This is a genomic window from Streptomyces sp. NPDC053560, from assembly GCF_044544605.1.
Classification (GTDB): domain Bacteria; phylum Actinomycetota; class Actinomycetes; order Streptomycetales; family Streptomycetaceae; genus Streptomyces.
The window spans coordinates 1-12,188 of sequence record NZ_JBITXI010000023.1 but is presented as its reverse complement, the minus strand read 5'-3'; the positions used below and the strand labels follow the sequence as shown (position 1 = coordinate 12,188).

Annotated in this window: 11 protein-coding genes; 6 read left to right on the top strand and 5 right to left on the bottom strand. The window is 68.6% G+C overall.

Features of this window, described 5'->3' with window-relative positions; all coding sequences use genetic code 11:
• Positions 1–9: 9 nt before the first annotated feature.
• From rfbB to ACIGQF_RS36830, 4 genes are all read right to left on the bottom strand, one after another.
• A complete protein-coding gene (gene rfbB / locus ACIGQF_RS36845; RefSeq protein ID WP_399719933.1) occupies positions 10–981 on the bottom strand; it encodes a dTDP-glucose 4,6-dehydratase in 972 nt (323 codons plus the stop codon).
• Between the two features lie 86 nt (positions 982–1,067).
• The gene (gene rfbA / locus ACIGQF_RS36840) at positions 1,068–1,955 is read right to left on the bottom strand and encodes a glucose-1-phosphate thymidylyltransferase RfbA (protein WP_399719930.1); all 888 of its coding nucleotides are present in this window, start codon (positions 1,953–1,955) and stop codon (positions 1,068–1,070) included.
• A 245-nt stretch (positions 1,956–2,200) separates the two neighbouring features.
• On the bottom strand, positions 2,201–2,797 hold the full coding sequence (locus tag ACIGQF_RS36835) for a dTDP-4-dehydrorhamnose 3,5-epimerase family protein (RefSeq protein ID WP_399719928.1): 597 nt from the start codon (positions 2,795–2,797) through the stop codon (positions 2,201–2,203).
• Between the two features lie 51 nt (positions 2,798–2,848).
• On the bottom strand, positions 2,849–3,616 hold the full coding sequence (locus tag ACIGQF_RS36830; protein WP_399719925.1) for a TylF/MycF/NovP-related O-methyltransferase: 768 nt from the start codon (positions 3,614–3,616) through the stop codon (positions 2,849–2,851).
• Between the two features lie 436 nt (positions 3,617–4,052).
• Between ACIGQF_RS36830 and ACIGQF_RS36825 the strand changes: the two genes are divergently transcribed.
• The 5 genes from ACIGQF_RS36825 to ACIGQF_RS36805 all read left to right on the top strand — a co-directional run bounded on the left by ACIGQF_RS36825 (position 4,053) and on the right by ACIGQF_RS36805 (position 9,065).
• The gene (locus ACIGQF_RS36825; RefSeq protein WP_399719923.1) at positions 4,053–5,207 is read left to right on the top strand and encodes a cytochrome P450; all 1,155 of its coding nucleotides are present in this window, start codon (positions 4,053–4,055) and stop codon (positions 5,205–5,207) included.
• A gap of 83 nt (positions 5,208–5,290) precedes the next feature.
• Positions 5,291–5,524 (top strand): ferredoxin, encoded by a 234-nt coding sequence (locus tag ACIGQF_RS36820; protein WP_399719921.1) that lies wholly within the window; start codon positions 5,291–5,293, stop codon positions 5,522–5,524.
• A complete protein-coding gene (locus ACIGQF_RS36815) occupies positions 5,521–6,522 on the top strand; it encodes an NAD-dependent epimerase/dehydratase family protein (RefSeq protein ID WP_399719918.1) in 1,002 nt (333 codons plus the stop codon). The genes ACIGQF_RS36820 and ACIGQF_RS36815 overlap by 4 nt, the downstream gene beginning before the upstream one ends.
• A 16-nt stretch (positions 6,523–6,538) precedes the next feature.
• The gene (locus ACIGQF_RS36810; RefSeq protein ID WP_399719916.1) at positions 6,539–7,768 is read left to right on the top strand and encodes a hypothetical protein; all 1,230 of its coding nucleotides are present in this window, start codon (positions 6,539–6,541) and stop codon (positions 7,766–7,768) included.
• Between the two features lie 37 nt (positions 7,769–7,805).
• On the top strand, positions 7,806–9,065 hold the full coding sequence (locus ACIGQF_RS36805) for a glycosyltransferase (RefSeq protein ID WP_399719913.1): 1,260 nt from the start codon (positions 7,806–7,808) through the stop codon (positions 9,063–9,065).
• A 98-nt stretch (positions 9,066–9,163) separates the two neighbouring features.
• Here the strand turns inward: ACIGQF_RS36805 and ACIGQF_RS36800 are convergent, their stop codons facing one another.
• Positions 9,164–10,006 (bottom strand): putative RNA methyltransferase, encoded by an 843-nt coding sequence (locus tag ACIGQF_RS36800; RefSeq protein ID WP_399719911.1) that lies wholly within the window; start codon positions 10,004–10,006, stop codon positions 9,164–9,166.
• 248 nt (positions 10,007–10,254) lie between these two features.
• On the opposite strand from ACIGQF_RS36800, the gene ACIGQF_RS36795 reads away from it, so the two are divergent.
• Positions 10,255–12,188, top strand: a 1,934-nt coding sequence (locus ACIGQF_RS36795) for a type I polyketide synthase (RefSeq protein ID WP_399719908.1), incomplete at its 3' end; no start/stop codon positions are given.

The window sequence follows — 12,188 nt, the reverse complement described above, 5'->3', positions numbered from 1 at the left end:
ATGGCGGCGTCAGACTTTCAAGCGCTGCCACCAGTCGGCACGGTCGCGGTACCAGGCGACGGTGTCGGCCAGGCCGCGGTCGAAGTCGGTGCGGGGTGCCCAGCCCAGCTCTTCGGTGATCTTCCGGGTGTCCACGCAGTAGCGGCGGTCGTGCCCGGCACGGTCGGCGGTGTGGTCGACGACGGACCAGTCGGCGCCCACGGTGGCGAGCAGGCGTTTGGTGAGGTCGACGTTGGACAGCTCGGTGCCGCCGCCTATGTTGTAGACCTCGCCGGCCCGGCCGCGGTCGGCGACCAGGGCGATGCCGTGGCAGTGGTCGTCCACGTGCAACCAGTCACGGCAGTTGAGGCCGTCCCCGTACAGGGGCAGTCGGCGTCCCTGGAGGAGGTTGGTGACGAACAGCGGGATGACCTTCTCGGGGTGCTGGAAGGGCCCGTAGTTGTTGGAGCAGCGGGTCACCCGCACGTCGAGGCCGTGGGTGCGGTGGAAGGCCAGGGCCAGGAGGTCGGAGGATGCCTTGGACGCGGCGTAGGGCGAATTGGGGGCCAGGGGGTGGTCCTCGGGCCAGGCTCCCTCGCTGATCGAGCCGTACACCTCGTCCGTGGAGACGTGGACGAAGCGTTCGACGCCGGCGTCGGCGGCGGCCTGGAGAAGGCGATGGGTGCCGAGCACGTTGGTGGTGACGAAGGCGGCGGCGTCGCTGATGGAGCGGTCGACATGGGACTCGGCAGCGAAGTGCACCACCAGGTCGGTGCCGCGCATCGCCTCGGCGACGGTGGCCGGGTCGCAGATGTCACCGTGCCGGAACTCCAGGCGTGGGTGATCGGCGACCGGTGCGAGGTTGTCGCGGTTTCCGGCGTAGGTGAGCTTGTCGAGAACTCGCACGTGGGCGCCGGCCAGCGCTGGATACGTACCCGTCAGCAGGCTTCTGACGAAGTGTGAGCCGATGAACCCGGCTGCCCCGGTCGCCAGGACGCGCATCCGTCGACCGCCTTTCTGTGTGTCTGGTGGTGGGTCTGTCGTGGTGGACCGCGGTGCTCCATGCGGTACCGGTGGGCCGGGGGCGGTCAGCCGGCCTGGCTGGTGGCGAAACGCGAAGCCACGTCCATGAGATAAGCGCCGTAGCTGGAGGCGGTCAGCTCCTGGCCGAGCCGGTAGCAGGTGTCGGCATCGATGAACCCCATGCGCAGGGCGATCTCCTCGATGCAGGCGATGCGTTCGCCCTGTCTCTGTTCCAGGAGCTGGACGTACTGGCCGGCCTGGAGGAGGGAGTCGTGCGTGCCCATGTCCAGCCAGGCGAAGCCGCGGCCCAGTTCGGTGAGCCGGGCCCGGCCCTGCTCCAGGTAGGCGCGGTTGATGTCGGTGATCTCCAGCTCGCCGCGGGCGGACGGCTCAAGGTCTCCGGCCAGCTCGACGACGTCGTTGTCGTAGAAATACAGACCGGTGACGGCGAGGTTGGAGGGGGGACGCTGCGGCTTCTCCTCCAGGGACAGCAGGCGCCCTTGTGTGTCGATGGTGGCGACGCCGTACTGCTCGGGGGCGTTGACGGGGTAGCCGAACAGCTCGCAGCCGTCCAGGCGCTGGATGCTGTGGTGGAGGACGGTGGAGAAGCCGGGGCCGTGGAAGACGTTGTCGCCCAGGACGAGGGCGACCTGGTCGTCGCCGATGTGCTTGTCGCCGATGCGGAACGCCTCGGCGATGCCGCGCGGCCGGTCCTGGACCGCGTAGTCGAAGTCCAGGCCGACGCGGGAGCCGTCGCCCAGCATCGCCTTGAACATGTCCATGTGCTGGTGGGAGGAGATGATGAGGATGTCCCGGATGCCGGCCAGCATGAGAACCGACAGCGGGTAGTAGATCATGGGCTTGTCGTAGACCGGCAGCAGCTGCTTGGACAGTGCGCCGGTCAGCGGGCGGAGCCGGGTGGCGCTGCCGCCGGCGAGGATGATGCCCTTCATGGGCCGACGGGTCACTAAGCGCTCCGACGGGGTGTCGTTCACGGTGGGTCCTCCGTGGCGTTCTGGGCTGAGGGGTGACTCGGGCCGCCGGGTCTCAGTGGACCTCGTCCTGGCTCCAGCCCCACGACGAGGCCGACTGCCTCCGGGACCACGACGCGGTCCTGAGGAGCGCCGGGGCGCCGGCCGGCACCCGTGTGGTGCGTTCCCTTTCTCCGGCGCCCGCGGCGGTGGCGCCGCGGACGGAGCTACGCGCCGTGCGGTGACGCGTGGTGCTCTTGCCATGACCGGTAGGACGGGAGCAGGCCGAGCCGCCCCGCTTCCGCGAGACCGGGGGCGGCTGCGTCCTTGTCGGAGAGCAGTGGTTCGATGTCCGCCGGCCAGTCGATCGCCAGGTCCGGGTCCAGCGGGTTGATGGCGTGCTCGCGGCCGGGGTTGTATCCGGAGGAGCACAGGTACATGAGGGTGGTGTGGTCGGTGAGGGCGAGGAAGGCCCGGCCCAGCCCGGCCGAGACGTAGACGGCGGTGTGCCGGCGGTCGTCCACCGGGACCGCCTCCCAGCGGCCGTAAGTCGGCGAGCCGGTACGGATGTCCACGATCACTTCGAGGCCCGCCCCGCGCACACATGCGCTGTACTTGGCCTGGCCGGGCGGGACCTCGGCGAAGTGGATCCCGCGCAGTGCGCCACGCCGGGACACCGCGATATTCGCCTGTGCCAGGGGCAGTTGATGCCCGGTGGCCTGCTGGAACCGCTCCCCCTGGAACCACTCGTGGAACTGGCCTCGGTGGTCGGTGTGAATGACGGGATCCAGCACCCAGGCCCCCTCAATGCCGAGTGGGCGCATCGCGCTCCGTCCCTCCCTCGTCCGTGTGATGCCCTGCCGGCGGCGGCCGGGTCAGGCTGAGCGCCGCCAGTACGCCCCCTGCCGGTCGATCTGATGGATCTCCTCGGTGATGCCGTGCCGGTCGCGGAAGTCGTGCACCGCCTGCCGGCACGCCGGAATGCAGTAGTCGTCGACGATGAGGTAACCGCCTACGGACACCTTGGAGTACAGATGGTTCAGGACATCGGTGGTGGCGGCGTACGAGTCGCCGTCGAGCCGCAGTACCGCGAGCCGCTCGATGGGCGCGGTGGGCATGGTGTCCTTGAACCAGCCGGGCAGGAAGCGGACCTGTCCGTCCAGAAGTCCGTAGCGTTCGAAGTTCTGCTGGACCGTGGCCATTTCGGTCGGGATGTCGAGCACCTTGTTGTACTGCTCGAGGTCGATGTCCTTGTCCAGCTGATGGTCGTCTTCGAGCGTCCGGGGGAAACCCTGGAACGAGTCGCAGACCCAGACCGTACGGTCCTGCACACCGTGCGCCCGGAACACGCCGCGGGCGAAGATGCAGGCGCCCCCGCGCCAGACGCCGGTCTCCGCGAAGTCGCCGGGGACGGCGTCACGGATGACGGACTCCAGACAGTGGTGAAGGTTGTCCAGCCGCTTGAGGCCGATCATGGTGTGCGCCACGACCGGGAAGTCCTCGCCGGACTCGCGCGCCTCCGCCACATAGGCGGTGTCGGTGATAAAGCCGGCGACGTGGGAAGGGTCCTCGTAAATCGTGTTCGCGACAGCCTTCTTGAGAAGGTCAAGATACAGGGTCGCGTCACGAGAAGTGGTGGTCATCAAATTCTCCCCCATAGACAGCACTGCCCGAGCCCGAGGCGTCCGGAAAACGGGTGGGTTACGGCTGGATTTCCGACGATCGTCGCTTGTGTCACAACGTTTGGATTGCGGGAGCCCGGGCGGAAAAAGCGTCTGACTGCTCACCGGATCTGTCGATCGTCGATCATGGGGGAACCTACAGGGAGTTGGCCGGGACGCACAAGACCGAAGTGGGCAATGAATCACCCACTCACCCACCTTCACCAGTGACTTGTTACCGGAGTTGTGACCTCCGTCACGTGGCGGAGAATGAACGTTGCGCCCTGATCACCGCTGTGCTTGCCTGTTCTTCACAACGGCGGTCCGATAACCAAGGTCCGACGATGAACAGGGGGAAGTCTTGAGCGCTTCGGCCAGATCCGGCTTAACGTCGGCTCAGGCAGGAACTGCATGGCCGATGGCCCGCACCTGCCCGTTTCAAATTCCGTCCAAATACGCCGAGTTGAGGAACTCCGAACCCATTGCCCGGGCACAGGTCTGGGACGGTTCGCGAACCTGGCTCATCACCAAGCACGAACATGTGCGGGCACTTCTCGCGGATTCCCGCGTCACCATCAATCCGGCCGCCCTGCCCCGGCTGTCCCCGACCGACAGCGACGGCGAAGGCTTCCGCTCGCTGCTGACGATGGACCCGCCCGAGCACAACACGTTGCGGCGCATGCTGATCTCCGAGTTCAGCGTGCGCCGGGTCAAAACGATGCGACCAGGCGTCGAACGACTCGTGGACGACCTGATCGACAAGCTCCTCGCCGGACCGGCGCCGGCGGACCTGGTGGCCGAACTGGCGCTGCCGATGTCCACGCTGGTGATCTGCGCGCTGCTCGGCGTCCCGTACGAGGACCGGGAGTTCTTCCAGGAACGCAGTGAGACCGCCACCCGCATGACCGGGGACGGCGAGTCGCTCACCGCGCTGCTCGAACTCCGGGACTACCTCGACGCGTTGGTCACCGCAAAGACCAAGACGCCGGGAGACGACCTGCTCAGCGGGCTCATCGTCAACCGGCTGGTCCCCGGTGAAATCCAGCACAACGAAGTGGTCGACAACGCCGTGCTGTTGCTGGCGGCGGGCCACGAGACCAGTGCCAGCATGGCCGCGCTGGGGATCCTGACGCTGCTTCAGCATCCGGATACGCTTGCCGAAGTGCGCGCCGACGAGGATCTGTTGCCGCAGACCATCGACGAGCTGCTGCGCTACCTTTCCATCGCTGACGGGATGCGCCGCGCGGCCACCGCCGACATCGAACTGGGCGGCATGACGATCCGGGCCGGGGACGGCCTGATCGTCTCGCTCGGTTCCGGCAACCGTGACGAGGACGCGTTCCCCTCCCCCGACACCTTCGACATCCACCGATCGGCCCGCCACCACGTCGCCTTCGGCTACGGCCCGCACCAGTGCCTGGGGCAGAACCTGGCCAGGATGGAGCTGGAGGTCACCCTCGGCGCCGTCATCCGCCGTATCCCGACCCTGCGGCTGGCCACCGACGTCGAGGCGCTGCGCGTCAAGCCCGACGCAACGATCTTCGGACTGCACGAGCTGCCTGTCGAGTGGTGACCGGCACGTGATGACCAGCACGTGATGTCCGGCTGTGCCGCAGAGCGGCCGGCCGAGTGGGGACCTACACAGAAAGTACGCACATGCGCGTGGCAGTGGACGAGGACCGGTGCATCGGAGCCGGCCAGTGTGAACTGGCGGCGCCCGAGGTGTTCGAGCAGGACGACGAGGGACTGAGCCGGGCGAGCGACCCCGAGCCCGCCCAGGCCCTGTGGCAGCAGGTCCGCCAGGCCGCGGACCTGTGCCCGGTGCAGGCCGTACTCCTCACCGGTACGACCGGCACGGCACCCTCTGAGCAGCAGCGGGAGGCCGGGTGACGGGCGATCGGTGGGCCGGCCGTACGGCTCTCGTGACGGGCGCGCTGGGATTCATCGGCTCGCACTTCGTCGAACAGCTCACCGCGCGCGGCGCCACGGTACTGGCCCTGCATCGTGGTGACCACCCCGACACCAGGTCGGAGTTGGCAGACCTGCCCGGATCGGAACGGATCCGTTTCGTCGCGGTCGACCTACGTGTCGCGGAGGAGACCCGGGCCGCGTTCAAGTACCTGGCACCGTCCATCGACACCGTGGTGCACTGTGCGGGGCTGGACGGCAATGCCCAGTTCAAGCACGAGCACTCCGCGGAGATCCTCGACAGCAACCAGCGCACCACCTCCAACCTGCTGAACTGCGTGCGGGACTTCGCAGTGGACGAAGTCGTCGTCATGAGTTCGTCGGAGGTGTACTGCGGGCCGCTGACCTCGGCGACCAGCGAGGACGACGACTACCGCGCCCACATGCGGTACACCGACAACGGCTATGTTCTGTCCAAGACCTATGCGGAGATCCTGTCCGGCCTGCACCACAAGCAGTTCGGGACCAATGTCTTCCTGGTGCGGCCGGCCAATGTCTACGGTCCTCGCGACAGTTTCGACACGTCCCGGGGCCGGGTGATCCCCAGTATGCTGGCCAAGGCCGAGGCCGGCGAGGAGATCGAGATCTGGGGCGACGGCAGCCAGACCCGGTCCTTCGTGCACGTCGCCGATCTGGTGCGGGCCTCGCTGCGCATGGTCGAAACCGGCAAGCACCGGGTGCTGAACATCGGCACCACCGAGGAGACCAGCATCCTGGGCCTGGCCAGGATGGTGACCGACGTACTGGACCGGCCCGAGCGCATCCGCACCGTTCCCAGCCGCCCGGTGGGCATCGCCGGCCGCCGCCTGGACCTCTCCAGGATGTTCGAGGTCATCGATTTTGAACCCCGCACGCTGCGGGCGGGCCTCGAAGAAACCATTCGCTGGTACCGCCGTCACCAGCACCAGACCACTCGGTAACCCTGGAAGGCAACTCGTGGCTACATCAGTCGAGACAGCGCTGCTCCGCGACATCATCGGGGCAGCCGGCGGGCATGACGCCGCACTGAAGGACCTCGTCGCCCGGCACAGCCCGGCCGACATCACCCGGGTACTGCTGGACGAGATCACCTCGCGCTGCCCGGCCCCGGTCAACGACGCTCCGGTTCTCGTGGAGCTCGCCGTCCACACCGGCAGCACCCCGCCCGAGTCGCACTACCTGTACGTCGCCAAGGGCGGGCCGGTGCGCCCGGCCGACCGGGACGAGGCATTCATCGCCATGCGTGTCGAATACGAACTGGGCGAACTGGTAAGGGAGTTGTTTGGACCGGCACGGGAGCGCGGAGCCGGCGTGCGCGGCACCACGCTGTTCCCGTACGTCGCCGAGGCCTCGGGCGACGACACCGGGAGCGAGAGTGACGCCAACTCCGGCGCCGAGCACATCGGCACCCATTTCCTGGCCGCCCAGCAGGGCACCGAGACCGTGCTCGCGGGCTGCCACTCCCGCAAGCCCGAGCTCAGCGAGCTGGCCTCGCGCTACATGACGCCCAAGTGGGGCTCGCTGCACTGGTTCACCCCGCACTACGACCGCCACTTCCGCGACTACCGCAACGAGCAGGTGCGCGTCCTGGAGATCGGCATCGGCGGCTACAAGCACCCCGAGTGGGGCGGCGGCTCCCTGCGCATGTGGAAGCACTTCTTCCACCGCGGTGAGATCTACGGCCTGGACATCGTCGACAAGTCCCACTTCGACGCACCGCGCATCACCACCCTCCAGGGCGACCAGAACGACCCGGAGTACCTGGCGTCGATCGCCAAGGAGTACGGTCCGTTCGACATCGTCATCGATGACGGCAGCCACATCAACGAACACGTCCGGACCTCGTTCCAAGCACTGTTCCCGCATGTGCGCCCCGGTGGTCTCTACGTCATCGAGGACCTGTGGACCGCCTACTGGCCCGGCTTCGGCGGCAACGAGGATCCCCGCCAGGACAGCGCCACGAGCCTCGGTCTGGTGAAGTCGCTGATCGACTCCATCCAGCACGAGGAGCGGCCGGCCACCTCGGGCCACCGGCCCAGCTACGCCGACCGCAACGTGGCAGGCCTGCACGTCTACCACAACCTCGCCTTCATCGAGAAGGGCACCAACTCCGAGGGCGGCATTCCCCCGTGGATCCCGCGCGACTTCGACACGCTGGTGGCGGTGTCCTCGGGCGGAGCGGAATGAGTATGCACAACACAACGGGGGTCAGGGGGACGGTGCCGTGCGCGTAACGCTGCTGGCCATCGGCTCGCGCGGCGACGTACAGCCCTTCATCGCGCTGGGCATCGGACTGCGTGAGCGCGGCCACAAGGTAACGCTCGCCGCGCCCGCCTCCCTGCAGAAGCTGGTGGAGCGGGCCGGGCTCGAGTACAAGGTCACCCCGGGCGAACCCGACGTGTTCTTCAGCATGCCCGAGGTCAGGGACTCGCTGCGGCGCAGTCCGCTGATGAAGGACCTGCTCAAGAAGCTGCCCAAGGGGCCCGAAGGATACGACCAGGTCGTCGTCGACGCGGTCCACGAAGCGGCCCAGGGAGCCGACTTCATCGTCAACGCGCCGCTGACCCTGGCCGCGGCCTACGGGCACCCGCCCGCGCCGTGGGCATCCGTATGCTGGTGGCCCAACTCCCCCACCTGGTCCTTCCCGGCCGTGGAGTCCCACCAGCGCCGGATGGGCCCGCTGACGCCGCTCTACAACCGCTACTCCCACTGGCAGGCGGCCCGTGACGAGTGGGCCTGGCGCCGGCCCGAGATCGACGGCTACCGCACGCGCATGGGCCTGCCGCCGTTCGGCCGCACGTCACCGTTCCCGCGCCTGGGCCACGAACGCCCGTACCTGTACCCGTTCAGCCCCAGCGTGCTGCCCAAGCCTGCCGACTGGCCGCAGCGGGCCCATGTCACCGGATTCTGGTACTGGGACCAGGAGTGGCAGCCGCCGGCCGACTTCCAGGCCTTCCTCGACGACGGCCCGGCCCCGGTTGCCCTGACCTTCGGCAGCACCTGGTCGCTCCACGACCAGGACCGCGCAATGGAGTTCGCGATCAACGCGGCCCGCAGTGCCGGGCGCCGGCTGGTGATGGTCGACGGACCGGACGGCGATCTGCCCGATGATGTCTTCCGGCTCCATGACGTGGACTACGCCGGGGTGTTCCCGAAGATGGCCGCGGTCATCCACCACGGCGGTGTCGGCACCATGGCGCAGGTGGTGCGCGCCGGGGTGCCGCAGGTGATCTGCCCGGTCTTCGCCGACCACCCGTTCTGGGCCGCGCGGCTGTCCAAGCTGGGGGTGGCCGCACGGCCTGTGCCCTTCATCGGCTTCGACCGCGAAGCGCTGGCAGCCAGTGTCCGCCAGGCGGTCAACGACCCGGGGATGGCCGCACGGGCCCAGCGGCTGGGCCGGCTGGTCGCGCAGGAGCGCGGTGTGGAGAACGCCTGTGACGTCCTGGAGGACTGGGCACAGGCGTCGGGGGTGACAGTCGGTTGAGCACCGTGTTGGCCGGGGCCTCTCAGCCGGGGCCCCGGCCGGCCGGCCGCCGCCCCCTCCCTTGGCGAGTGGCGGCGGGCCGTCGGCGCAGTGCGCGGCTACGGCAGCGGCCGGTAGGCGGTCAGCGTGACGGACAGCGTGACGGGGCAGGATTCCGGCAGCTTCCGGACCCGCTCCTGGACGTCCTGAGCGTCGTGGTGCCAGGCGTTGGGGCCCATGGCGACCAGCTGGGCCAGCGCCTGGTGGTCGAGCGTCATCGTCCGCGTCAGCTGCTCGGTCTCGGCAACCGTGAAGTACGGGGCGAGCTGTTCGGTCAGCCTCGACTCCTTGCGGTCGTCCACGCTCAGCAGGCCGAGCGCATCGATCAGCTCCTGGAGATGGCCTGGGCGGGCGGTGACGACGAGCAGGACTCCGCCGGGCGCCAGGATCCGCCGCAGCTCCGGGCCGTTACGCGGTGCGAAGGTGTTCAGCACCAGGGAAGCGGCGCCGTCCTGGAGGGGCAGCCCCTGCCACGCATCGGCCACCGCGGCATCGATCCGCGGATGCGTCCTGGCCGCGTGCCGGGCTGCGAACTTCGAAATGTCGAGCAGGACTCCCACGGCGTCCGGAAAGGCGTCCATCACCCGCGCGTGGTAGTAACCGGTGCCACCGCCGATATCGACGACACAGCCGGACAGCGCCGGATCGCTCGTACGGCGTGCCAGCTCGACCAGCGCCTCGGAAATGGGGGCGTAGTGCCCGGATGCCAGGAATCCGGCGCGCGCCTCCACCATTTCCCTGGTGTCCGCACTGAGCTTCGTCGCGCCCGACAGCAGGTTCACATAACCCTGCTTCGCGATGTCGAAGTTATGTCCATCAGCGCAGAGCAGGGCACGGTCCCGTTGGGCGAGCGCGGCACCGCAGTGGGGGCAGGCGAGTGCGTGCACGACTCTGTTCAGCATGAGGCACCGTTCATCCGTGGGCAGCTGGGATTACCTCGTACAAGCTTATCGCGGGGCGTGCCGTGGCTGATCCCATGGGGAGGCCGGCGAAAGGGGCGGCTCGACCCGCCGTTCTTACCCATGTGTCCGGGAATCTGAATTCCGAAGGCAGAGCCTTCCGCCTCCCGCCCCAGTTCCAGAATTCCCGAGAAGTCATCCCCCGCTGACCCTTTGCATGTCAGTCGCATTCGTGTCGACCTGGAGATTTCATGGCCCCGAATAATGGTGCGCAGCAGACCGGTGACATTGCCATTGTCGGCATGTCCTGCCGGGTCCCGGGAGCGCCTGGTGTCGATGAATTCTGGGAGCTGCTGACCTCGGGCCGCAGCGCCGTCGCACAGCAGCCCGACGGCAGCCGGCTCGGCGCCCTGGGGAACGCCACGGATTTTGACGCCGCCTTCTTCGGCATGTCCCCGCGTCAGGCCGCCGCGGCCGACCCGCAACAGCGGCTGATGCTGGAGTTGGGCTGGACCGCACTGGAGCACGCCGGCATCGTGCCGGACACCTTGGCGGGCACCGATACCGGCGTCTTCGTCGGGGTCGCGGCCGACGACTACGCGGCCCTTCTCCACCGCTCCGGCACCGCACTGAACGGCCACACCGCGACCGGCCTGAACCGCGGCATGACCGCCAACCGCCTCTCCTACCTCCTGCGGTTGCGCGGTCCCAGCCTGGCCGTGGACTCCGCGCAGTCCTCGTCGCTGGTCGCGGTCCACCTGGCCTGCGAGAGCCTGCGCCGTGGCGAGACCGGCCTCGCCCTCGTGGGCGGAGTGAGCCTGGTCCTCTCCGAGCACAGCACGCGCGGCATGGAGCTGATGGGGGCCCTGTCCCCCGACGGCCACTCCTACACCTTCGACGCCCGCGCCAACGGGTACGTCCGGGGAGAGGGCGGCGCCTGCCTGGTCCTCAAACCGCTGAAGCACGCGCTGGCCGACGGTGACCGCGTCCACTGCGTCATCCGCGGCGCCGCCGCCAACAACGACGGTGGGGGTGATGGGCTCACCGCCCCCCACCGCGAGGCGCAGGAGGCCGTACTGCGTTCGGCGTACGCCAACGCCGGCATCGATGCCGAACGCCTGCACCACATCGGTTACGTCGAACTCCACGGCACAGGCACTCCGGTCGGCGACCCCATCGAGGCGGCCGCGCTGGGCGCGGTCCTCGGCGCGGCGCGGCCGCAGGGCAGCCCGCTGCCAGTGGGCTCGGTCAAGACCAACATCGGGCATCTGGAAGGGGCTGCGGGCATCGTCGGCCTGCTCAAGGCGGCCCTGTGCGTCCGCGAGGGGGTTCTGCCGCCCACCCTGAACCACGAGACGCCCAACCCTGCCATCCCCCTGGAACAGCTCAACCTGCGGGTGCCGACGGCCCTGGAACCGTGGCCGGGCAGCGAGGGACAGCCCACGACCGCCGCACCGCGCCTCGCCGGCGTCTCCTCGTTCGGAATGGGCGGGACGAACGCGCACGTGGTACTGGAGCAGGCACCGGACCCGGTCCGGAAGGACCGGCCGGCGACCGTACATGCCTTGACCCCGGTCCCTGTCGTCGTCTCCGCACGAAACAGCGCCGCCCTGCGCGATCAGGCACACCGACTCATCGACCACATCGATGACACCACCCGACTGCTGGACCTCGGCTACTCCACGGCCGTGTCCCGCTCGGTCTTCGAACACCGAGCCGTGATCCTCGCCGAGGACAGCGCGGCACTTCGGACCGGCCTGGAAGCCGTAGCAGCAGGACAAGCACCACTGACCGGAGTGACCGCTGGGGCCCCCCGAACGGTGTTCCTCTTCCCCGGACAAGGCACCCAATGGGCCGGCATGGCCGCCCAGCTCCTGGACGAATCCCCCGTCTTCGCCACCACCATGGCACGCTGCGAGGCACTGCTCGCCCAACACCTGGACTGGAAACTCACCGACCTCATCCGACAGACCCACGACGCACCCTCCCTGGAACGCGAGGACGTCGTCCAACCCGCCTGCTTCGCCGTCATGATCTCCCTCGCCGAAGTATGGAAATCCCTCGGCCTCACCCCCGACGCCGTCATCGGCCACTCCCAGGGCGAAATCGCCGCCGCCGTCGTCTGCGGCGCCCTCACACTGGAAGACGGCGCCCGCATCATCGCCCAGCGCGCCCGCCTCATCGA

Coding starts and splice junctions, on each gene's coding strand:
- ACIGQF_RS36835 (WP_399719928.1), bottom strand. CDS start 2,797: ATGCGCCCACTCGGCATTGAGGGGGCCTGGGTGCTGGATCCCGTCATT.
- ACIGQF_RS36825 (WP_399719923.1), top strand. CDS start 4,053: ATGGCCCGCACCTGCCCGTTTCAAATTCCGTCCAAATACGCCGAGTTG.
- ACIGQF_RS36820 (WP_399719921.1), top strand. CDS start 5,291: ATGCGCGTGGCAGTGGACGAGGACCGGTGCATCGGAGCCGGCCAGTGT.
- rfbA (WP_399719930.1), bottom strand. CDS start 1,955: ATGAAGGGCATCATCCTCGCCGGCGGCAGCGCCACCCGGCTCCGCCCG.
- ACIGQF_RS36800 (WP_399719911.1), bottom strand. CDS start 10,006: ATGCTGAACAGAGTCGTGCACGCACTCGCCTGCCCCCACTGCGGTGCC.
- ACIGQF_RS36830 (WP_399719925.1), bottom strand. CDS start 3,616: ATGACCACCACTTCTCGTGACGCGACCCTGTATCTTGACCTTCTCAAG.
- rfbB (WP_399719933.1), bottom strand. CDS start 981: ATGCGCGTCCTGGCGACCGGGGCAGCCGGGTTCATCGGCTCACACTTC.